Origin of the sequence: Clostridium sp. Marseille-P7770 (assembly GCF_902143525.1) — a bacterium.
Classification (GTDB): domain Bacteria; phylum Bacillota; class Clostridia; order Lachnospirales; family Lachnospiraceae; genus Pilosibacter.
The window spans coordinates 68,296-91,197 of record NZ_CABFVC010000005.1; the positions used below are offsets into that span (position 1 = coordinate 68,296).

Here is a 22,902-nt window from a genome sequence, read left to right on the forward strand (position 1 = left end):
CTTTCCGGTTACTTTTCGCGGGTAGGAATTTTCTGAACTGAAAATTCCGTATGATACCGTTGTGGCCGCGGATTTTGCCGATTCGGAATGCGAAGCATCGGCAAAATCCTGTTACGGTATATTTTATACTTTCCATTGACATCAATTTTATAAGTTTTTATACTGAAACCATAAGATGTTGGGGTCAAAAGGTTTTGACCCCTTACAAGGAGGAACATCCATGGACATTCAGACCTATCTCGATACACTGAAATCATATGAGCCTTCCATGATCCGGACGCGCCGCGATCTTCACAGACACGCGGAGACCGGCTGGCTCGAATACCGCACCACCGCGCTTCTTATTAAGAAGTTAAAGGAACACGGGATCCCGGTGAAATACGGAAAAGAGATCATCAACAAGGATTATCTCTGGGCTTACCCGTCTGAAAGCGTTCGGAAAAGCGCCATCGGCCGGGCGCTTGCAGAGGGCGCCGACCCGGAAATCATCGAAAAAATGGACGGTTTCACCGGTCTCTGCGCCGTGATCGAGACCGGAACGCCGGGACCTGTCCTCGCACTCCGCTTTGATATCGACTGCAACGATGTCACCGAGAACACCGATGCGGACCGCCAGCCTGTGAAAGACGGATTCTGCTCGATCCATGACGGCTCCATGCATGCGTGCGGCCATGATGGACACGCATCCCTGGGACTCCACACCTGTATCGCGTTGAATGAGCTCAAAAATGATCTTTGCGGGACCATCAAAGTCATCTTCCAGCCCGCCGAGGAAGGAGTCCGCGGCGCACAGTCGATCGCGGAAGGCGGGATCCTCGATGATGTGGACTATCTTCTCACCGGACACCTCGGGATGGGATGGAATACCGGTTCCCTCGTCGCCCTCTCAAAAGGATTTCTCTCCACAACGAAGGTCGATGCCGAATTTAGGGGGGTCTCCGCTCATGCCGGAATGTCCCCGCAGGACGGAAAAAATGCAATTCTTGCGGCATGCTCGGCAACTCTCGCCATGCACACGGCCTGCCAGGACTCCAGAGGCGCATCCCGGATCAACGTCGGAACGATCCAGGGCGGAAGCGGAAGAAACGTCGTACCTGCGAATGCCATGATCCGCTTTGAGACACGCGGGGAGACCGCCTCTATTCAGGAGCTTGTCCTGAAAAAGGCTATGAACGCGGTAAACGGGGCCGCTGAAATGTTCGACTGCTCCGTGGATACGAAGATCATGGGCAGCGCTTCGAGTGCCGACAGCAGTGCAGAGCTGGAACCGTTCATCAGGGCCGGAGCCGCGAGAGTCCCGGAGATCACCAATTATGTAAAGGAAGCCGCTTTCTCCGGCTCTGAGGATGCCACCTACCTGATGGCAAAAGTCCAGTCCCACGGCGGAAAGGCTGCTTATATGTGCATCGGCTCCAATATTGCTGCTCCGCACCACAATGATCATTTTAATTTTGATGAGTCGTCCCTGCTCACGGGGCTGCGGCTTTATGTCTCCACCGTGCGGGAGATCATGCACAGATAGAAGAAGGCAGCACAGACTCCTCTCCATTTCAGTTAGTGAAAGCCAACAACTTTCTTTCAGAACATTGCGCTCTGCGCTCCGTTTCGATCGGTGCACCCCATTGTCTTCCAGACATATGCGCCTTCGAGGAGTGTTTATCTCAGCCGGAGATTGGACGCAGCTGAGACAAATTGGTGTTACCTAACATCCAAAAGATGTGGGAGTTTTATCTGACTGAGACAAATTTTGATCAAAAAAAGCCATGGAATCGTACATGATACGCATTCCATGGCTTTTCTTATATTTCTTTATAACAACTGTTCAGTTCCTGTGATCTTGCAATCCGCACAGGAAACTTTCGGACTTTCCGCAGCTGCTTCATCTGTTATAACAAGCCTGTCATCCAGCCGAAAATTATACGTTAAAGCGGAAGAGAACAACATCTCCATCCTTCATCACGTAATCCTTACCTTCCATGCGGACAAGACCTTTCTCCTTCGCACCGTTGTAGGAACCGCAGTCTAAAAGATCCTTGTAGTTGACAACCTCTGCCTTGATGAATCCGCGCTCGAAGTCGGAGTGGATCTTTCCTGCTGCCTGCGGAGCTTTTGTGCCAACCTTGATGGTCCATGCACGTGTCTCCTTCTCTCCTGCTGTCAGATAGCTGATCAGGCCAAGGAGACGGTAGCTTGCAGCGATCAGCTTGTCAAGACCGGACTCTTTTAATCCGAGGTCGTCTAAGAACATCTTCTTCTCATCATCGTCGAGTTCAGAAATCTCTTCCTCGATCTGGGCACATACGACAAATACCTCACTGTCGTTTTCTGCCGCGAACTTGCGGACAGCCTGTACATGCGGGTTGGAAGCACCGTCATCTGCGAGATCATCCTCACCGACGTTCGCTGCGAAGATCACCGGTTTCCAGGTGAGAAGGTCGAGAGATGCGACAAATGCCTGCTCCTCCTCGTCCTCGCACTCGAAGCTCTTTGCAAGGTTGCCGTTCTCAAGATGTTCCTTTACGGCCTTTAAGATATTTAATTCCTTCGCGAGTGCCTTGTTGGAAGCTGCGCCTTTTCCCATCTTTGCGATCCGGCGGTCGATGAGCTCGATATCTGAGAAGATCAGCTCCAGGTTGATCGTCTCGATGTCGCGGAGCGGGTCAACGCTTCCGTCTACATGGATGACGTTCGGGTCCTCAAAGCAGCGGACAACATGAACGATCGCGTCAACCTCACGGATATTTGCAAGAAACTGGTTTCCAAGTCCTTCACCTTTGGACGCGCCCTTTACGAGACCGGCGATATCAACGAACTCGATTACAGCCGGTGTTGTCTTCTCAGAGTGATAGAGGTCTGTTAAAAGTTTTAAACGGAAATCCGGTACCGGTACAACGCCCACGTTCGGGTCGATAGTACAGAACGGATAGTTCGCGGATTCTGCACCCGCCTTTGTCAATGAGTTAAATAAGGTACTTTTTCCTACGTTCGGCAGACCGACGATCCCAAGCTTCATTTTATTTTAATCCCTGTTCGAAGAACCTTTCCATGCAGGGCTCTTCGCCTTTCTTTAATTTTCCTGTACGCAATTTTCACTTTTTCGATGCAACTCCCGCTTTCCGGCAAAAAAGTCCATCGCGACTATAAATTATAGCATAAGGGCTCTGCTTTGTAAATCTTAACAGGAATTTTTTGCATGACTTGCATGACTGCCGCACTGCCTCACATGTCTACCTTGAAAACCAATCCTTCATGCACTGAAGGACCTGTACCAGTTCCTCCTCTTTGATCACATACGGAACCATCGCGTAGAGGTAATTTAAAAATGGACGGCTGAATACTCCTCTCTTGTAAGCATACTCCTGATATCCTTTCAGAACGGCCGGATCGTAGACCTCAACGCAGACACATCCGCCCATGATCCGGACTTCCCGGATCCTCGGGTCTGTGAAACCTGCCATCTCGCGGCGTGTGATCTCCTCGATCTTTCTGATCTTCTCCATGTAATTCTGCGTCTCAAACAGCTCGATCGATGCAAGAGCCGCGCTGCAGGCCAGCGCATTTCCCATGAAGGTCGGCCCATGCATCAGGGCATGTTCCGGAACGTCATCGTAAAACCCTTCAAATACTTTCCGGTTCGCCACGGTAGCGGCATGGCCGATATATCCGCCTGTCAGAGCCTTTCCGAGAACCAGGATGTCCGGAAGGACAAGATCCGCCACGAAGCGGTTTCCGGTCCGCCCGAATCCGGTCGCCACCTCATCAAAGATCAGGAGCACACCGTACCGATCACAGAGCTCCCGCGCCTTTTTTAAGAACGATACATCGTACATCCGCATGCCTCCGGCTCCCTGGAGGAGCGGCTCCACCAATACACAGTTCAGCCGGTCATGATATGTCTCAAACGCCTGCTCCAGCGCCGTGATCTCCGTCGGGATATGGGCGACATATGGGCTTGCCCCGTACGCCTTCAGCACGAAATGATAATCTTCATCATCCCCAGCTTCCATCGTCTTAAAAGTGTCTCCATGGTAGGCGTGTTCCAGAGCCAGGATCATCGTTCTCTTTTCATCCCCGCGGTTCATGTAGTACTGAAGCGCCATTTTTAACGCAACCTCGACTGCCACACTGCCGGAGTCCGAGAAGAAACAGTAGTCAAGATCTCCCGGAAGCCAGGATGCCAGCTTTTCCGAAAGTTTTCTCGCCGGCTCATGGGTCAGTCCGCCGAGCATGACGTGGGAAAACTTTTCCACCTGGGAGATGATCGCCTGGTTGATGACCGGATTCTTGTATCCATGGATCACGCTCCACCAGGAGGAAACGGAATCGATCATTTTCTGATCCTTTGTATAGAGATATACCCCGTTTGCGTCCACGATCTCGTACGGTGCCTTCATTGTTTTTAATTGTTCATATGGATACCAGATCATTTTTCTCTTCTCCTTATCTCATCTTTGTTTCCTGCTCCGCCTGTTTTGCGCTGCATGATTTCCCATCGTCATATAAGTTCTTCAATTCCTCCGCCCCGATGGAAAGCTCTGTGTCACCGTCCGCCACGCACGCGACGACCGGAACTCCTGTATAAAATTCACACATTTTCCGGTTGTCCTCACAGAGCACATCTCCCTGTCTGTAGTGGTTCAAAATGATCCCCTTCAGAGCGATCCCCTGTTCCTTGAGGTAATATGCGGTCAGAGCCACGCCGTTGATCGTTCCAAGCCCCGCGTCCGCAACGATCAGACAGCCAAGGTCACAGGCTTTTACAACATCCGGAAGGCGGAGATCTGCCTCATCGAAGCAGAGCGGACACAGGATCCCGCCGCTTCCCTCCACGGTCACATATTCGTATTTTTCACAGACCTCATGGAACTTTTCCAGTACCGTTTCCATCCGGACCGGATTTCCCTCCAGCCGCGATGCCAGATGCGGGGAGACTGCCGTCTCATAGACGTACGGACACATCTCCTCCAGCGGCTGACGGATCCCCGACATTGTTTTTACCTGAAGAGCATCCCCCGGGATCAGACTGCCGTCCGGGCGCCTCTCATTCCCGCTCATTGCCGCTTTATAGTAGGCCGCGTCCGCTCCGCTCTCCTTCAGCTTTTTCACGATCAGACCGGTCACATACGTCTTTCCGACATCGGTTCCCGTGCCTGTGATAAAAATATTTCTGCTCATCTCTTATCCAAGTCTCCCTTCCCTGATCATCGGGATCATCCGTTTTCCGATCGCCGCAGCCAGAATGCACAGCGCGATATCCCCCGGAACTGCCAGCAAAAAGCAGTATAAAAACAACGGCCACAGACCGATCGGCGTGTTCAGCACGAAATTACTGATCACATAATAGTAGACCATGCCGAACGCATAGACGATAAAAAGGCCGATGAAATTTGCTGCCAGAAGCCGTCCGTAGCCGGGATGACTTTTCTCATTCGCGATCCGTCCGGTCACATAAGCGGCCGCCGCAAATCCGATGATGTACCCGAAGCTCGGCTGAAAGATGTAGCCAGGCCCGCCGCCCTGCGTAAATATTGGGAGTCCCGCCAGGCCCAGCACGATGTAGATCACGACCGCCAGCGCCCCGTTTCCGGGGCCGAGAAGAAGCCCGGCCAGCATGGTGAACAGAAACTGCAGGGTAAACGGAACGACCGGAACAGGAACCTTGATAAATGCCCCGACTGCGATCAGCGCGACAAACATCGCGCACAGCACAAGGTCTTTTGTTTTCATACGCTTCAAAATGATTTCCTCCTCAAATACATGAACGTCCCGGAAATCCGGAACATTTTTCCTTGAAATGTCTGAAATCTCCAGCGATCCGGAGCGTCTCAGCTTTCTGCACATGCGCATGCTTTTCCCGTCTCTCCCATACCTTCTGGGACAGCCGCCGCCATCCTCAGATCCCGGGTGGTATCACAGAGAAGAACTGAGAAGGAGCTTATCATAGAATTTTCGTATTGTCAACCTATTGTTTTTATATGGTTGACAATTATATTAAAAAGATACCGAATAAGCTCTATGGCCTACTCGGTATCCTGGTATCATTACGTTTTATCGTTCCTGTTCCCGCGCTCTTCGAACAATCTCACTTCATCCACTCAAACGCGATCCGCGGTGTTCCATCCGGAACGTAAATGATCCCGCATCTCTCAAATCCCTGTTTTTCCAGGGCTTTCTGCATGACTTTATTATGTTCGTGGGTATCGATCCTGATATGGGAGATGTTGGATTTTGCAAAATCCATGATCCGCCCGATGACATTGTGAAGGGTTCCGTCGCTCGCGACACGATGTACCGCGGCGTATGGGGCATCGGATTTCCACTCACCCTGCTCAATCACCGCGTAGCATGGGTCTGCGCCGATGATAAAAGCAAAGGCCGCATGGATCTCGCCTGCTTCCTCGAGAACGTACAGATTTCCTGCTTCAATATCCCCCGGAAGCAGACGCTCCGGAGCATCTTCGCCGTCCCACTGGCTGAAATTCCCGTGGTCACGCATGAACTGGCGGGCGGCCGCGTAGATTTCATGGATTCTCAGAAGATCGGCCGGAGCTGCTTTTCTGATCGTAAAGGTATCTTCTGTCATGGATTTCATCCTCCTGCATATGTATATTTTTCACTGGCCTGTTTTCATCATTGTATCACAGCATATTTTGCAAGACAATCTGTCATTTTTTGCGTAAGGACCACAGGGAGGAAAATCCACCGGGATCCTTTGCATCCCGCCCTGTGATCCTCAGTGCAAGTTTCCCTCCACTGCTCATTGCTTTTCACAGCAAAAGCGTGAGACTTACTTGCTCTTGTTAAAATATTTCTTCAGTCTTTCCCAGGGCTTACCATGGAATCACCTGTTTTCTGTTCTGTACTTCCTTTGTACTGCTCATAGTATGGTCCAAAATCCGCCTGCTATGCGCGCTGATAACAGGTTCCCTGTTCCATTTTTTCCATGAATCGCATTCCCGGGGCGGTCACATCACCTGAAAAGCTGGAACACACCGCCCGCCGGTTCCATCGCAAACGTCATTTCTTTTTTTGTCACCGGATGGAAAAAAGTCAGTGATGATGCACAAAGGGCGATCGACTCTCTCTGTCCGCAAAAATTTCCGGCTGATGTTCTTTTTTCTGCCGCCATGCCATACTTCATATCCCCATAAAGCGGCGTTCCATGATACGCCATCTGCACACGGATCTGGTGATGTCTTCCGGTCTTTAATGCAACTTTTACGAGACTCAGCCCTTTTCCGGGCATCCCATTCTCTTCCCCATCGATCGTTTTTAACACCTCATAGGAGAGCTCCGCCTTCTTTGCTCCGGTTATCCCCTTATCCACAACCTGTGAATAATTCCCGTCCGGTGTTTTCACCAGATAATCCACATAGTTATCCACCGTATTCACAGGCTTTCCGTGGACAACTGCCGTGTAGATTTTTTTCATCTTATGGCTCTGAACCTGCTCACTCAAAGCCGCCGCTGCCCGTTTCGTCTTCGCGTACACCATTACACCGGAAACCGGCTTGTCCAGTCTGTGGATAACTCCCACATACGGTTCCTTCCCCGGTGTGCATGATTTGTTGATAACCAGGTGTTTTTTTACCTCACTCACCATATCCGGCGCGAATCGTTTTGCCGCCTGGGATTCCACTCCCGCCGGCTTTACGACGACGATGATCTCGTCATCCTCGTATAATACTTTTAACATCAAAATATTTCCCCTTGCATATTTTTATCGTAAGTGGTATAGTATATTCAAACATGATAAGTAGTTTTCAAAACTACATATCGTGTTTCTGGTATTTAATACAGGTTACTCATTCACATGATTGGAGGAATGATTATGGAACTGAAAATAAAAGATCCCGGAAGCGCGCTGACTCACTTTATCGCAATGCTGGCCGCTATGGCTGCCGCAGCGCCGCTTCTCGTAAAAGCCGCGTCCGTCCCCGGGACGATGCATTTAAAGGCGCTCAGCGTGTTCATCGTCAGTATGATCCTGCTCTACGCCGCAAGTACGGTCTACCACACCTTCGATATCTCGGAGCATGTCAATAAACTTCTCCGAAAGATCGATCACATGATGATCTTCATCCTGATCGCCGGAACTTACACTCCGGTATGCCTCATCGTCCTCGGAAACCGTTCCGGCTACCGGATGCTGTCCCTCGTCTGGGGCATCGCGATCGTGGGAATCATCATCAACGCCCTCTGGATCAACTGCCCGAAGTGGTTCTCCTCCGTGATCTATATCGCGATGGGCTGGGTGTGCGTCATGGCGATCCGTCAGATCGTCGCAGCCCTGACTCCTGCCGCTTTCGCCTGGCTCCTCGCCGGCGGGATCATCTACACGATCGGCGGCGTGATCTACGCTCTGAAACTGCCGATCTTCAATTCAAAGCACAAAAACTTCGGCTCCCACGAGATCTTCCACCTCTTTGTCATGGGCGGAAGCTTCTGCCACTATATGATGATGTACGGATATGTGGCAGCTGCATAAAATTTTCGTAACTGTTCAGTACCTTCACACCTACAGGAACCTCCCCCGGAGCTTCCCTTCGGATGCATGGCAAGTTACACGCAAAAATCCATTCCAGATCGGCTGCGCCGATGGGATTTTTGCCTTCAAACCCATGTTTTCTTACGGTCAGCGCAGTAAATGCGCAGACCTACTGAACAGTTACAAACTTTCCAACTACACCAATTTCTATTGTTTTCATTTCCGGCGCGGCTAAAAACCGCGCCTTTTTCAGTATAGCAGACTTCGGCTGCTTTGTCATTCTGAACTGTTTTGGCGGTTATCCTGCCTGGTTTCATAGAAAGTTCCATCGGCATTTCCTGTGAAATGAAACAAGTGAAAACACGCTTCGCGAGTTTCCCCTTGTTATCGCGACAGTCGCCAAGGTCTCGCGCAAGCGCGGGCTTTGGCTCGTTGTTCGCGTAAACAGAAAAAGCAGAGCCTGCCAGCATTTCGCCAGCAAGCTCTGCTTCTTTATTATTGTTCTTATGCAAGACCGGCTTCTTACCCCGGGCGCTTTTCCTCACAAGATCCATATTCCGGATCCTGCCTGTCTTTTTATCGTTTCCGTCTCTCTTTGTCCCGCTTCCGCTTCTCCTCGAGCAGCCGGTTAAATTCGGCTTCCGCGTCGCCGCCTTCCGCAATGAGACGCTGTCTTCTCTTTTCCCGCCGGAGTGCTTCCGCTTCCGCCTCTTTCTTGTTGCTCTGGATCCTGAACCAGATACCGCCGCCGATCAGGGCTGCTGCCGCAAGGATCCCCACAATGATCAGGACGATCTTCACCGGGAATGCAGCTCTTACATCTCCGCTTCCGGCCTGGTCCGACGCGTCTTCACCGTCTGCCGCAGTCGTCACATCCATTTCTCCCATGGTCTCCGTCTCTGTCTGGTCATCGGTATTTCCGTCGTCGGATGAAGAATCCGCTGCGTCCGTACTTTCTTCGGACGGTTCTTCCGCAGCCGTGGTCTCCGTCCCGCCTGCTGCCTCCGCAGCCGCGAGCGCCTCCGCCCCCGCCTTCGTCATCAGGTACGCAGATCCGATCTTTCTCTCGTTATAAATATAGTTCAGGACGCCGACCGTTCCCTCCGGCGCTCCGTCCGGAACCGCACCGAGCCTCAGCTCCGCGTCCGCAAAGCTCGCATCCTTCGGGAGTGTGATCTTCTTTCCCGCCTGGACCGCCAGATCAGACGGTGCATAGCTTGTCCCGTTGACATCCACCTGGTCCTCTCCTGTGACATATCTTGTCTCATTCTCCGCGATGTCCACGTTCTGGAAACGGTTCAGTCCAAACTGCAGGAGATTCTTTCCATCCACAAAATACTGTCTCGGACTTCCCTTTAAGATGACGGATACGACACGTCTGCCGTCCTTCTCTCCGTATGTGACGAGTGTGTTTCCCGCTTTTAAAAGATACCCTGTCTTTCCGGCAACCGCCTCCGGACAGTAGTACGGGCTCTCGGTATCCTCCGTGATCACAAGGCGGTGCTCATTTCTCACACTCACCCCGTCCGGGTTGTTCGTGGTCGCACCGACCTTCCATGATTTCGCGGAGCTGATCTCTAAAAGCTTCGGATTGCTGTACGCCGCAGCTGCGATCTTCATCATGTCAAACGCAGTGACGACCTGATCATCATTGTTGAGTCCTGACGGATTCGCGAAATGACTCTCCGTGCATCCCAGCTCCGCGATCTTCGCATTCATCATATCCACGAAATCCGGGATGCTGCCCGCGACATGTTCCGCCAGCGCGTTGGCCGCCTGGTTCACGGACGCCAAAAGCAGCGCATAGAGACAGTCCTCAACCGTCATCGTATCGCCAGCCACAAGACTTAACTTATTTCCGCTGTCCGCCTCCACGGAGTTCATCGCTTTGTCCGAGTAAGTAACCGTATCGGTAAGGTCCGCATGCTCCAGCACTACAAGCGCCGTGAGGATCTTTGTGATACTCGCCGGATAATATTCCACATGGCTGTTCTGTCCGAAGAGCATCGTTCCCGTGTCCACGTCCATGACAGCTCCGGCTTCCGCCTCGATCCCCGTATCGGACGGCCAGTCCGGTCTCGCGAACGCCTGTATCGTCCCCATCTGGGCAAATACGAGCACGCCGCAGAGTACCTTTGCCAGTTTCTTTTTTAACGTATGAATCATAAATCTTTTCTCCCTGTGTTCCGGTTATTCGGCCCCTGGGCCACCAGCTCCTCTTTCTGTTTCCGGGAAAGCTGTTTTACCTTTGCTTCCCGGCTCATCGCCTCTTCCTTCGTCTCGAACGTCTCATACCACACCAGCCGCACCGGCCGCCGCGGTTTCGTATATTTTGCGCCGCGCCCGGAATTGTGCGCGTTCACCCGCTTTTCCAGATCATTCGTCCATCCGCAGTAAAGCGTTCCGTCCGAACACTCCAGAAGATATGTGTAGTTCATCTGCCGTTCTCTCTTTCTCAGGTTCCGGTACCCAGGCACTCCCTGCCCGCGCACCGCAGCACGATCTTCCGATACTTCGCGTTCCGTCTTTTTACATATTATGTAAACGGCAATGGGACCATGGAATCCATCACCGTCCTCCGAAAGCCAGCGCCTGCGGAATCTATATGAAAGCATCGGGATGCCCTGTTCTGTTGTGATACTGTTATTTTATGCGGCGTCATCAGAAAGGTTCCGGAAGCTACGGAAGCATTTTTTTCTCTTTCCGGCGTGCGCAAAAAATCCGCGACCATAACGGTATCATACGGAATTTTCAGTTCAGAAAATTCCTACCCGCGAAAAGTAACAAAAATCCCACTCATACCATTATATAAAATTTTCCCCGAATTGCAACCAGACATTCGGGGAAAATAAAAATTTCAACCCTGTACCGTTTTTACCAGGATCAGCCTGTCACCGGACCGGATCGTGCTGTCCGTCAGATGATTCAGTTCCATGATCCGCTCCACGCTGGTGTGGAACATCCTTGCGATCTTCCAGAGCGTATCTCCCGGCTTCACCACATATCCGATGATCCCCGGCATCTTTTTTAACTTCTCTGTATCAAGCGGCTCCTCCGTCACCGCTGCCACAGTCTGCACACACACAGGAGTCAGCACCAGCACATCCGCCGTGATCTGCGCCTTCACCTCAACGGCATCCCCGCCTGCCATGACCGCGGAAAGTCCGGAAATCCCCGGCGCGATCTCGTAGACCGCATCCTGCGGCAGTCCGTCCGCGGCTGCCATCAGATGAAACGGCAGGACCTCCGACGCCGCACCGACAGGCGCCTGATCATCCGCCGTCAGGTACAGAAGCCGGACCTCCAGCACCCCGTCCATGTGGATCCCGTCCTCCCTGATCTGCACCTCGTCGATCTTCACATCCCCGTCAGCATGGCACACCTGAAGGATCCTCTGTCGCCCGGTGAGCTGCACCTTCTCCTGGAGCTTTGTCCGCACCTGGTTCCGGACCGCCAGCGTGTCAAAACATGCAGTGCCTGTCTCCGGGATCACTTCCCGGTCCAAAGCATAGAGGTCGCTCAAAAGCTCCACCTCTTCCTCCTCATAGAGCCTGATATCCAGCTCCATGACCGCGTCCACGGCGATCTCCCGCATCTCCCCGTCAGCATCCGGCTGCAGCTCCAGATCCCGGTGCACCAGCTTTACCGTGATAAACGGGATCATGTCCTCCGCCGACTCCGTAAGCTCCACGTCCCCGGAAAACGGAACAGTCTCCTCAAAACACTGCACCGGCATCTGCCCGCCGCCTGCCGAGTAGACTGCGAACACGAGAAGATCTCCGTTGATATGGATCTTCCCGTCGAGCGGCTTCGTCTCCACATCCTGAAGACGCATATCCTGCCACAAAAGAGTCTCCGCATCCGGATTATTTCCCGGTATTGAAAGTACCTCCCGCACCCGGAACGTATCCCGCCGACGCACAGCGATCGCCGCCACGGTCAGCGTCTTCTTTAATACCTCGACCTCACCGTCAAACTTCGCATCGGACGCCGCCTCCATGTCCCGGATCTCGTCCGCCCTGAGGTTCAGCGTCACGAGTGCCTTGACATTCAGCTTTCTCGAATTGATGAGACTCACGTTCAGATCATCCAGCTCCCATCCCGCCTGAACATAATCATTTTCCGAAAGTCCCGGCATATGTACCGTCTCCGTAAACGGAATGCTGCCCGCGAGCGCCGTGAGTTCCCCGCCGGGACGCCGGTACAGGATCCGAAACTCCAGCTTTCCACTCACCTCCGCCTTCTCACCGGGATTTTTCACCGAGTCGATCTTTACCTCCCCGTTTTCCATGATCAGCTCCTCCACATCATCCATGGAATCCGGCACATTAAAATCGTCATCCAGGGTCATCTGGGACGTGACGTTCCCCCGGCGACGATTCATGTGGATATGCTTCTTCAAAAGTTCCATCATAAAAACGCCACCATACCTTTCCAGTTTATGCTTCAGGAAATTGTATGATGACGTTTAACATTTTATACCTGCTGTTTACAGCTCCTTCTTCGCCTCTTCCAGCTCTTTTTCAAGCTCCCGCACCCGGCGCTCCAGCTCGTCGATCGTGTCCTGGATCTTACAGATGTGCTCCATATTGACCTTCTTCGCCGGATCCTTCACCGGAAGACCGTCCTTCTTCACCTGTCTCGCCGGAATTCCCGCAGCCGTACTGTTCTCCTCCAGCGGCTTCAGAAGGACCGCATTCGCCGCGATCTGACAATTATCCCCAACCTCAAAAGCACCGAGGATCTTCGCTCCGGCTCCGATCAGGACATTATTTCCGATCGTCGGATGGCGCTTTCCCTTCTTGGTTCCGACGCCGCCCAGAGTCACACCCTGATAGATCGTACAGTTATCCCCGACAACCGTAGTCTCCCCGATCACGATCCCGCATCCATGGTCGATCAGAATCCCATGTCCTAAAACGGCCCCCGGATGGATCTCGATCAAAGTAAAAAATCTGGCAATCTGAGAGATCAGGCGCCCAAGAAAACGCATATTATGCGTCCAGAACCAGTGAGCGATCCGATGCCAGATCAGCGCATGAACTCCCTGATATAACAACAGAACCTCCAGCGCACTCCTGGCCGCCGGATCCCTCTCCTGCACCGCCTTAACATCAAGCCAGATATCCTTAAATAACATCCTTTTCCTCTCCTTCTGTCATTCATCCGTAACCATCAAAGATCACCCAGCCCGTTCCGGCACAATCCCCTCCGGACAGCCTGCAGATCCGCCAAAATAATTACCAGTATTTTAACAGAATTCGTTGCTAAAGTAAAGTGCTAAACTATCCTACTGAAACACCACCGGCTTATCCCGAAACTCCGTCCTCACGATCAACACCGGAAACGACTCTTCCGTCCCCTTCGCCTCCCCGGCCTCCGGCCCCAGAAGCTCCGTCCGGATCACGATCGAATTATCCGTCTCATAAAGCGCCTTCACCGCCACACTGTACCCGCCGCCCTTCTGAGGTCCCTCACCGATCACAATATACATCTCCTGCCCGTCCGCATATGTAAGCTTAAACGCTTTCTCCCTCTTCTTATCGATCAGCTCCTTCAGCGCCGCCGGAATATCCGCCTCCCCGCTGACCGTAAACTCCAGATCCTCTCCCCTTTTCTCCTCCGAATCCCCGGACTGACATCCAGTAAATGCCGCAATCCCGCCCAAAATGACCATCAGGACTCCCAGCACCGTAAGCACCTTTCTCGCGCGTTTTGGCAACCGTCTGAACATAAAATAAGATCCCCATCATGGATTTTGTTACAATCCTATTCCGGGGATCCTGAAATTATGATGCTCTCACATCGTTACAATCCACGGGCACTTCCTGCCCGTGAAAATAACCTCATATCTGCATTTCAGCGCAGAGACGACCGGTTCTTTTCCCTCAGTCGCTGTCCGGCAGAAACTTGATCTTCACCATGATCTGCTTTGCAACCTGATTCTCCGCAAGCTCAATATCATCCACATGAGTCGCGAACGGCAGATCGCCCTCAAACTCCTCAAGCTCCACACTGATCCAGTTCTGCGCCGCATCACGGGCATTCTCGATCGCGTCCTCTAAGTCAGCGCCATCTGCCTCACACATCTCCAGATCCGGGAAAAATGCGTGGAAACCGGTTCCGTCTTCCTTCTTTGTAAACACAGCAGGATATGTAAATGTCATGATACTCTCCTTTCCTATAAAGCGAAAACAGGCCGCAGGCTGCAAAGCAAAACGCTGCAGGCTGCGGCCCATGTTTTATATAGCGGGTGATCTTCTATAACTGTTCATTACCTTCCCAGTTTTCGATTACTCGTTATCCTCTTTCTTATCAGAACGCTCCCGTCTGTCGTCGCGGCGTCCGCCTCTTCTGTCGTCACGTCTCTCCGGACGGTCGCTTCTTTCGCGTCTCTCCGGACGAGTCAGCTTCTCAAGATCAGCTGTCATGTCCTCCGGTCTCATTGTCAGGTTGATTCTTCCCATGCGGTCAACCTCAACGACTCTTACCGTAACCTCATCGCCGATGTTGACAACATCCTCAACCTTAGCGACACGCTTGTCGGAAAGCTTGGAGATGTGAACCATACCATCCTTGTTCGGAGCAAGCTCAACGAATGCACCGAATTCCATGATGCGGACAACCTTACCTGTGTAGATCATGCCCGGCTCAACATCTGTCACGATGTTCTTGATCGTAGCGATCGCCTTGTCGATCATCTCCTGATCAGTACCGCAGACATTGACTGCACCGTCATCTGTGATGTCGATCTTAACGCCAGTCTCGTCGATGATCTTGTTGATCACTTTACCCTGCTTGCCGACTACATCGCCGATCTTAGCCGGATCGATCGTGATCTGGGTGATCTTCGGAGCATACTTGGACAGAGTCTTTCTCGGCTCAGAGATAACCGGAGCCATGATGTTGTCCATGATGTAGATACGGGCTTCACGGCAGCGTCTGATCGCCTCCTCGATGATCGGGCGTGTTAAACCGTGGATCTTGATATCCATCTGGATCGCTGTGATACCCTCGTGAGTACCGCCAACCTTGAAGTCCATGTCTCCGAAGAAGTCCTCGAGACCCTGGATATCGGTAAGAACGATGTAATCATCGTCTGTCTCGCCTGTTACAAGACCGCAGGAGATACCGGCTACCATAGTCTTGATCGGAACACCTGCTGCCATAAGGGACAGGGTAGATGCACAGATGCTTGCCTGGGATGTGGAACCGTTGGACTCCATCGTCTCAGATACGGTACGGATCGCGTACGGGAACTCTTCCTCGCTCGGGAGTACCGGTACAAGAGCACGCTCAGCAAGAGCGCCATGACCGATCTCACGGCGTCCCGGTCCTCTGGACGGCTTTGTCTCGCCTACGGAGAAGGACGGGAAGTTGTAGTGGTGCATATATCTCTTAGTTGTCTCATTCTCATCAAGACCGTCAAGACGCTGTGCCTCGGAAAGCGGCGCCAGTGTGCAGGCATTTAAGATCTGGGTCTGTCCACGGGTGAACATACCGGATCCATGTACACGCGGAAGGATGTCGATCTCAGCAGCTAACGGACGGATCTCGTCGATGCGGCGGCCATCCGGACGCTTGTGGTCTTTTAAGATCATCTTTCTTACAGTCTTCTTCTGATACTGGTAAACAGCCTGTCCGATAAGCGGAAGCCACTCTTCGTTCTCAGCGAAAGCCTCTTCGAGACGCTCTGTGATCTGGCGGATGTTCTCCTCACGCTTCTGCTTTTCATCTGTGAAGACAGCCTCTTCCATCTCAGCAGGCGGAACGATCTCTTTGATCGCAGCAAACAGCTCATCCGGGATCGCGCAGCTCTCGTAAGTGTGCTTCTCCTTGCCGCACTCAGCAACGATGCGGTCGATGAACTTGATGATCTCCTGGTTTACTTCATGTGCCTTGAAGATCGCATCGATCATGGTCTGCTCCGGAACTTCCTTTGCACCGGCCTCGATCATGATTACTTTCTCTCTTGTGGAAGCAACAGTAAGTGCAAGATCAGATACCTTCTTCTGTGCGGAAGTCGGGTTGATGATGAACTCACCGTCAATTAAACCAACCTGTGTCATTGCGCACGGGCCGTCGAACGGGATATCAGAAATGCAGGTAGCGATCGCAGAACCGAGCATTGCTGTAAGCTCCGGGCTGCAGTCCGGGTCAACAGACATAACAATGTTGTCAAGAGTTACGTCGTTTCTGTAGTCCTTCGGGAATAACGGACGCATCGGACGGTCGATAACACGGGAAGTAAGGGTTGCATTTTCGGATGCCTTTCCCTCTCTCTTTGTGAATCCGCCCGGGATCTTTCCTACAGAGTATAATTTCTCTTCGTACTCTACGCTTAACGGGAAGAAATCGATTCCGTCTCTCGGCTTGTCAGATGCAGTTGCGGTAGAAAGAACAACTGTATCGCCGTAGTGCATGAAAGCTGCACCATTTGCCTGCTTTGCAACACGGCCAACCTCAACAGTGAGGGTACGTCCTGCAAGTTCCATGGAAAAACTCTTAAACATGGCTTCGTCTCCTTTTCATTCATTTGCGACAGAAGAAGCCGAAATGGATCTGTCCGTCAACAGGCCGGGACCTGCCGGACATCCACCCGAAACTACTAAACTGGACACGAGTTACAATCCATGGGCACTCCATGCCCCTGCACTGCAGCAGGATTTTTCCGATGTTTCTCATGCACACTTTAGCGGTCTCGGACGTTTCTTCTGCCAATATTTTGTTTACTTAGATAACACAAAGGTGGAGTACACGAAAAACATGCGCTCCACCCATAAGTCTGCTATTACTTTCTGATGCCTAACTTCTCAATAAGAGCACGGTATCCTTCAAGATCTTTCTTCTTCAGGTATGCAAGAAGACCACGTCTCTGACCAACCATCATAAGAAGACCACGTCTGGAGTGATGATCTTTCGGGTTAACTTTTAAATGCTCTGTGAGCTCAGCGATTCTCTCTGTAAGAATTGCGATCTGAACCTCCGGTGAACCTGTGTCGCCCGGTTTTCTGCCATACTCAGCGATAATAGCTGCTTTCTTTTCCTTTGAAATCATTGTGATTTCCTCCTTAAAATTCTTAAAACTTACCGATCACCAGGTCCCGGTTGGAGTTATCCGCAGACCGAGCGTCGGCGCTTTTCGCATACTCCGACAGTATATCATACCTGTCTGCAAAAGTAAATCACTTTTTGTAGCTTTGCACTACTTTTTCAGGCTTATTTTAGTAGCTCTCCGCTACTTTCATTGGTAATCTCCCACCAGGAAGCGCGAAGCGCCTTCCCAACCTACACTCCCGACGATTCCCAGCGGTGAGCTTCCGGGCTGGGGCGCCTTGATCCGGGGATCTGGTTCCTCTTAGCCCGCAGGAGAATGCGTTGGAGGAAAGAGGACACTTGTCTGAGCGCAGCGAGTTGTGTCCTCTTTTCTCCGCACTTAGCATTCTCATGCAGGCTTAGAGGAACCATCCCCGCATCCCGGGCGCCCCGGCCCGGAAGCTCACCGCGTACCCCCCGTCAGCAACTTCTATCTCATCAAAATCCCGGTCCAACCTCCTGCTCCGTCGTCCCTTCCGTCTCCGGCGCAAACCCCGGTCCGACACTCTCCTGATCACCGCCCGCCGCAGGCGTTGTCGACGCTTCCGTAGTCGGTGCCGCTGTTGTAGGAGCCGCCGTTGTCTCCGGTGCTGCCGTTGTCGGCGCTGCTGTCGTCTTCGGTGCTGCCGTCGTCGCAGCAGCCGTAGTCGCCGCCGTCTCATCCTTCTTCGTTCCGCTCGTCGAAGCACTCTCCGTACCGTCTAAATGGTAGCACAGGACCGGATCGCCCGCCGAAATATTCTCGTAGATCGTCTTTGCGACCGCCGGCGGCAGATTGACACATCCATGAGAACCGTTCGTCTTGTAGATCGTCCCACCGAACGTCTTTCTCCAGTTCGCGTCATGAAGACCGATCCCTCCGTTAAACGGCATCCAGTAAGATACCGGCGTCGCATATCCCTGTCCCTTTAAAGTCGCATTCCGCTGCTTATAAGTGATCGAATATGCTCCTGCAGGAGTACTCCAGCCCTTCGCCGCATTTCCCGATACGAAATCCGACTGGACCACCAGCTTTCCCTTCACGTAGAAATAAAGATGCTGTGCCGTAAGGTTGATCTCCACATATGTATTCCCGTAATCATTCCCCGTCCGGCTCGCGCCCTTCTGGGAATACTCCGGCTCCCTCGAGGTCTGTTCCCCGTTTTTGATCAGGCTCACAAGCGTCGCTGCCTCCTTCGCCTGATTGATCTTATAACCGTAGCTTCCGCCGGTGATGGAAACCGTCTTCCCGTAGGATGTCTTCAGACTCTTCGCTTTATACGCAGTATCATAAGAGGCAGCCAGCTTCTTGACATACTCAGTCGCCTTTCCCTCATTGATTCCGACACTCGTTCCGTTCACAGTCAGCCAGTTGTGGATCTCATCTCCGCTCAAAGTCTCAGACTTGTCACCGAATTGATAAGTGATCCTTGCCCCGACATACTTGTTCATCGTCTCACAAGCAGTCTTTAACGCCTCGTCCTCGGAAGTGATGGACGGAGACACATAGCATCCCTGTTCCTCCAGATCCACGCTCTCCGCCAGAGACATGACCGCAGCGGCCACCGCCTCTTTCACCTTGTCCTCCAGAAGCTCCGTTCCCTCATCTTCTTTGATGATCGTGTAGCCCCCGGACGTATAATCAGAGATCTTCGCGTCCTGCGGTTCTCTCATATTTTCCTTATCCATGCAGGAGAGACTGTCCACCGCTTCGCCCAGCATCTCATCATTGTATCGGATCAGCGCGTCCGTATTCACCTCATTCACGGATTTTCCGAAGCGGTATTTTCCCCACTCCATCGGTTTCTGGGCCGCGATCGCCTTCGCCAGGGTATCGTCAAACTCCGCGTAGAGTCCCACTTCTTCCCCGGTGATCGACTCAGAGAGATCCTCACGCCCGTTGATCGTGAGTTTGTAGCCCTTTAACTGCTCCATGATCGCGTCTTCCACTTCCGCCGCCGTCTTTTCTGTCACATCCATCCCGTCAACGATGGTTCCCGGCAGAAAACATGTCTTGTATTTTAAAGATTCATGCCAGTAAAGTCCGCCGCCAACGGCTCCGACGAGGACGACCACGCCGCCGCACACGGCAGCGATCTTCACTGCAAGATCCTTATTTATTCCAGGTCCGCGGTCTCTTCCCCGTTTTCTTCCTTTCTGGGCTTTGAATTCCGCATATGTCATCGTCGGCTTCTGCCAGGACGTTCCTTTTTCCTCGCCATCCGGCTTATTTTCTAACTCCAATTTTCCTTCTCCACTTTTCCAGTCATTCTGCTGCCTTTTTTCTTTCAAGATCCAGGCGCATCCTTTTCTGACTCTGTTTTATCTGTATTCAGCCAAGATGGCTTTTCTGAAAAGAGTGATAGCGTTCCCTGCACTCCCTGATATCATGATCCAGCTGCGCTTTCAGCGCGTCGATCGATGCAAACTTCATCTCCGGTCTCACAAAATCGAGGAGCTCCACTTTCATCTCTTTTCCGTAGAGATCCCCCGAAAAATCATAGAGATATGTCTCCACACCGATCGGATTATCCCCGGAGATCGTCGGTTTCGCTCCTACATTCGTAAGGCCTCCGTAAACCTTTCCGTCCACAGTCACCCGCGTCACATAAACGCCGAACTTCGGAAGATGCTTCACAGCCGGCGGGATCAGATTCGCCGTCGGATACAGCTTTGTATGCCCGATCGCATTTCCATGCTCCACTTTTCCGGTGACAAAATAACAATATCCCAGCAGGTCATTCGCCTTCCGGATATTTCCATCCGCCAGCATTTCCCGGATATAGGTGCTGCTGATGATCTTTCCTTCCTCATCACGCTCTTTATCCACGATAAAATAGCGATAACCATACTTTCCGGAAAGCCGCTCCAGCATCGCACAGTCCCCGGCCGCTTTGTATCCGAAATGGCAGTCCGGTCCGGAGACAATGACTCCGGCGTTCATCCGCCCGACAAGAATATCGGAGATAAATTGTTCCGGTGCCATATGGCAGACTTCCTCGTCAAACGGGTACTCCACGATATAATCCACGCCGACCTGCTCCAGGAGCATCTCGCGCTCCGGGTTCGTCATGATCATGGTCTGCATTTTTCCCTTCACGAGCGTCCACGGAGGCGTCGCGAACGTGAACACGGCGATCTTAAATCCCTGTTCCTTCCATTTCAGCATCTCGTGCATCAGCTTCTGGTGACCTCTGTGAAGTCCGTCAAACTTTCCGATGCTGACAACTGTCTTCTCTTTGATCTGAAACTCTCTGGTTTCTGCGATGTACTGCATGTCAATTTCCTCCCAGAAAGATTTTCTCCGGATAGTACATCCGTTTTTCCGCGTCATACCGAAATACGCCGATAAACGTTCCATCCGAATGGTAAACGCGGAACATGTCCCCGTCTGTTACATCCTTCACCGCGCGGCTGCGGAACGGATTTCCGTTCTTTAAGAGCTTATCCAGCTCCTCCGTCTCCGATCGGATCTCCGGAAGATCTTTAAAGACTTCCTCCACCGGAAGTACCACCTCACCGAGACGCCCTTCCTCCTTCAGCTTCTGAAGATCATCCAGCTTCAGGCTGTCTTTGATCTCAAATCTCCCCACTTTCGTGCGGAGCAGTTCCTTCATGCATCCGCCGACGGAAAGCTTCGCGCCGATATCATGGCACAGGGTCCGGATATACGTTCCCTTTGAGCAGGACACGGTCATCGTGACCTCCGGGAGATCCATCGTCTCGATCTGAATATCGAAGATCTTTACCGGGCGCGCCTTCCGCTCCACGGTCTTTCCCTCTCTTGCAAGTTCATATAATTTCTTTCCATCGACTTTTAACGCCGAATACATCGGAGGAACCTGGTCATAATCCCCGATAAAGGAGAGGACTGCCTCACGGACCTGACTTTCTGTAAGTCCTGACGTGTCCTTTGTCCCGATCACTGTCCCCGTTGTATCCTCCGTGTCCGTCTCCGTTCCCAGAAGAAGAACAGCCCGGTATGTCTTATCATGATCGGTCAGCATATCGCAGAGTTTTGTTCCTTTTCCGGCACACACCGGAAGAACGCCTTCCGCCGCCGGGTCAAGAGTCCCTGTATGACCGATCTTTCTCTGTCCGAGGATCCCTCTCATTTTCGCCACGACATCGTGGGAGGTGAATCCTTTTTCTTTATATACGTTAATAATTCCGTCGTACATTCTTTCCTCCGCTCTTATGGACACACGGTCCCGGAATTTTCATTCCAGAAAATTTTCACCCGTGAAAAGCAGCATTTTCATCCCACTGCTCTTTGATCTTTCCGCTGATCTTCTCTGCGATCTCCTCCGGCTTTCCTGTCATCGTGCAGCCTGCAGCCTTTACATGACCGCCGCCGCCGAAGCTCTGGGCAATCCTGCTCACATCAACCTCCGAGTTCGTCCTGAGGCTCACCTTATATTCGTCCGGATTTCCCGTCTCATAGAGCAGGAATACGACCTCTGCGCCCTCAATGACTCGCAGCTGGTCCACGATCCCGTCCGTCGCCTTGACCGTGCACCCGTATTCCTTTAACTCATCCGTTGTCACCACAGTATAGATGCAGCGGTCGTCGAGGATCCTGACACTGTCGAGGAGCGCACGTCCGTGAAGTTTTGCCTGACCGTATGTCTTTGCGAAAAAGCTCTCATCGATGATCTTCGGGAAATCGATCCCTTTCTCCATCAGGAACCCCGCGATATCCATGGTCTTCCTGGAGGTGTTGGAATACTTGAAGACGCCTGTGTCATGGGCAATCCCTGTATACAGGCACTCTGCGACCGCTTTGCTGATCTTGTCCTGATCGAGGAGACCAAACAGCACTTCGCTCGCGGAGCTCGCCCCGCTTTCGATCACATTGACCCTGCAGAGACCTTTGTTTGTGATATGATGGTCGATACAGAACGTGTCCTTTGCCGTCTCCCGGTAAGGTGCGAACGCACCGAGGCGCGGAACATCGCTGGCATCCGATGTGATGCAAAGATCGAATGTTTTTGTTCCGTCATATTCTGTGTGTACATCATTATAACCGGAAAGATAGGAAAATTTCACTCCCATTTTCTCCAGATAGACCGAAACCTCAAGTCCCTCATAATTTTCCTTCAGATAATTATAAAGTCCCAGGCAGGATCCGATACAGTCCCCATCCGGGTTTACATGTCCTAAGATCACGATGCTCTTCTTTCCCTCCAGCATCTCATCAAGAATTCCCAATGCTTTCGCCTCCTCGTAATCAGAAAAATCCGGCAGAATCCGCGCCGCGCGCGTCTGACCGGATTCCTCCATATAATCCTCCGCGGCTGCTTCATTTCCGCAGCCGCGGTGCGTCTTCTGTTCCGATC

General features: G+C 52.2%; 21 protein-coding genes. 2 read left to right on the plus strand and 19 right to left on the minus strand.

Features of this window, described 5'->3' with window-relative positions:
• The first annotated feature begins 220 nt into the window (after positions 1–220).
• Entirely contained in the window at positions 221–1,522 is a 1,302-nt protein-coding gene (locus tag FN001_RS13055) for an amidohydrolase (protein WP_185911939.1), read from the plus strand.
• Between the two features lie 393 nt (positions 1,523–1,915).
• Here the strand turns inward: FN001_RS13055 and ychF are convergent, their stop codons facing one another.
• The 6 genes from ychF to FN001_RS13085 form a co-directional block, all read right to left on the minus strand.
• The gene (ychF, locus tag FN001_RS13060; RefSeq protein ID WP_118530747.1) at positions 1,916–3,013 is read right to left on the minus strand and encodes a redox-regulated ATPase YchF; all 1,098 of its coding nucleotides are present in this window, start codon (positions 3,011–3,013) and stop codon (positions 1,916–1,918) included.
• Positions 3,014–3,227: 214 nt separating this feature from the next.
• Complete coding sequence (bioA, locus tag FN001_RS13065; RefSeq protein ID WP_142412137.1) at positions 3,228–4,427, minus strand: adenosylmethionine--8-amino-7-oxononanoate transaminase; 1,200 nt, start codon at positions 4,425–4,427, stop codon at positions 3,228–3,230.
• Between the two features lie 13 nt (positions 4,428–4,440).
• Positions 4,441–5,175 (minus strand): dethiobiotin synthase, encoded by a 735-nt coding sequence (gene bioD, locus FN001_RS13070; protein WP_142412138.1) that lies wholly within the window; start codon positions 5,173–5,175, stop codon positions 4,441–4,443.
• A 3-nt stretch (positions 5,176–5,178) separates the two neighbouring features.
• Entirely contained in the window at positions 5,179–5,727 is a 549-nt protein-coding gene (locus FN001_RS13075; RefSeq protein ID WP_118299020.1) for a biotin transporter BioY, read from the minus strand.
• A 355-nt stretch (positions 5,728–6,082) separates the two neighbouring features.
• Positions 6,083–6,583: an N-acetyltransferase gene (locus tag FN001_RS13080; RefSeq protein WP_142412139.1), complete on the minus strand. Its 501-nt coding sequence runs from the start codon at positions 6,581–6,583 to the stop codon at positions 6,083–6,085.
• A gap of 387 nt (positions 6,584–6,970) precedes the next feature.
• Positions 6,971–7,696 (minus strand): RluA family pseudouridine synthase, encoded by a 726-nt coding sequence (locus FN001_RS13085; protein ID WP_118515260.1) that lies wholly within the window; start codon positions 7,694–7,696, stop codon positions 6,971–6,973.
• 135 nt (positions 7,697–7,831) lie between these two features.
• On the opposite strand from FN001_RS13085, the gene trhA reads away from it, so the two are divergent.
• Complete coding sequence (gene trhA, locus FN001_RS13090; RefSeq protein WP_118298993.1) at positions 7,832–8,488, plus strand: PAQR family membrane homeostasis protein TrhA; 657 nt, start codon at positions 7,832–7,834, stop codon at positions 8,486–8,488.
• Between the two features lie 125 nt (positions 8,489–8,613).
• Here trhA and FN001_RS13095 read toward each other — a convergent pair whose 3' ends face one another.
• The 13 genes from FN001_RS13095 to FN001_RS13155 all read right to left on the minus strand — a co-directional run bounded on the left by FN001_RS13095 (position 8,614) and on the right by FN001_RS13155 (position 22,846).
• Positions 8,614–9,042, minus strand: a complete 429-nt coding sequence (locus tag FN001_RS13095; protein WP_142412140.1) for a hypothetical protein — start codon at positions 9,040–9,042, stop codon at positions 8,614–8,616.
• A 22-nt stretch (positions 9,043–9,064) separates the two neighbouring features.
• Positions 9,065–10,654: a D-alanyl-D-alanine carboxypeptidase family protein gene (locus tag FN001_RS13100; RefSeq protein WP_142412141.1), complete on the minus strand. Its 1,590-nt coding sequence runs from the start codon at positions 10,652–10,654 to the stop codon at positions 9,065–9,067.
• Entirely contained in the window at positions 10,651–10,926 is a 276-nt protein-coding gene (locus FN001_RS13105; protein WP_118298991.1) for a GIY-YIG nuclease family protein, read from the minus strand. Before FN001_RS13105 ends, FN001_RS13100 begins: the two co-directional genes overlap by 4 nt.
• Positions 10,927–11,345: 419 nt before the next feature.
• Positions 11,346–12,902, minus strand: coding sequence for a DUF3794 and LysM peptidoglycan-binding domain-containing protein (locus tag FN001_RS13110; RefSeq protein WP_142412142.1), 1,557 nt, complete (start codon positions 12,900–12,902; stop codon positions 11,346–11,348).
• Between the two features lie 75 nt (positions 12,903–12,977).
• Complete coding sequence (gene cysE, locus FN001_RS13115; RefSeq protein WP_142412143.1) at positions 12,978–13,628, minus strand: serine O-acetyltransferase; 651 nt, start codon at positions 13,626–13,628, stop codon at positions 12,978–12,980.
• A 150-nt stretch (positions 13,629–13,778) separates the two neighbouring features.
• The gene (locus tag FN001_RS13120; RefSeq protein ID WP_142412144.1) at positions 13,779–14,222 is read right to left on the minus strand and encodes a protease complex subunit PrcB family protein; all 444 of its coding nucleotides are present in this window, start codon (positions 14,220–14,222) and stop codon (positions 13,779–13,781) included.
• 154 nt (positions 14,223–14,376) lie between these two features.
• Positions 14,377–14,655: a type II toxin-antitoxin system HicB family antitoxin gene (locus FN001_RS13125; protein ID WP_118298987.1), complete on the minus strand. Its 279-nt coding sequence runs from the start codon at positions 14,653–14,655 to the stop codon at positions 14,377–14,379.
• Positions 14,656–14,781: 126 nt separating this feature from the next.
• Positions 14,782–17,001, minus strand: a complete 2,220-nt coding sequence (locus FN001_RS13130) for a polyribonucleotide nucleotidyltransferase (RefSeq protein ID WP_142412145.1) — start codon at positions 16,999–17,001, stop codon at positions 14,782–14,784.
• 278 nt (positions 17,002–17,279) lie between these two features.
• Positions 17,280–17,546, minus strand: coding sequence for a 30S ribosomal protein S15 (gene rpsO, locus FN001_RS13135; RefSeq protein WP_118298984.1), 267 nt, complete (start codon positions 17,544–17,546; stop codon positions 17,280–17,282).
• Positions 17,547–18,022: 476 nt separating this feature from the next.
• Positions 18,023–19,807, minus strand: coding sequence for a L,D-transpeptidase family protein (locus tag FN001_RS13140; protein WP_142412146.1), 1,785 nt, complete (start codon positions 19,805–19,807; stop codon positions 18,023–18,025).
• Positions 19,808–19,895: 88 nt separating this feature from the next.
• Positions 19,896–20,840: a bifunctional riboflavin kinase/FAD synthetase gene (locus FN001_RS13145; RefSeq protein ID WP_118298982.1), complete on the minus strand. Its 945-nt coding sequence runs from the start codon at positions 20,838–20,840 to the stop codon at positions 19,896–19,898.
• Between the two features lies 1 nt (position 20,841).
• Positions 20,842–21,744 carry a tRNA pseudouridine(55) synthase TruB gene (truB, locus tag FN001_RS13150; protein WP_142412147.1) on the minus strand — a complete coding sequence of 301 codons (903 nt, stop codon included), beginning with the start codon at positions 21,742–21,744 and terminating at the stop codon, positions 20,842–20,844.
• A 55-nt stretch (positions 21,745–21,799) separates the two neighbouring features.
• The gene (locus FN001_RS13155; RefSeq protein WP_243122021.1) at positions 21,800–22,846 is read right to left on the minus strand and encodes a DHH family phosphoesterase; all 1,047 of its coding nucleotides are present in this window, start codon (positions 22,844–22,846) and stop codon (positions 21,800–21,802) included.
• Between the last annotated feature and the right edge of the window lie 56 nt (positions 22,847–22,902).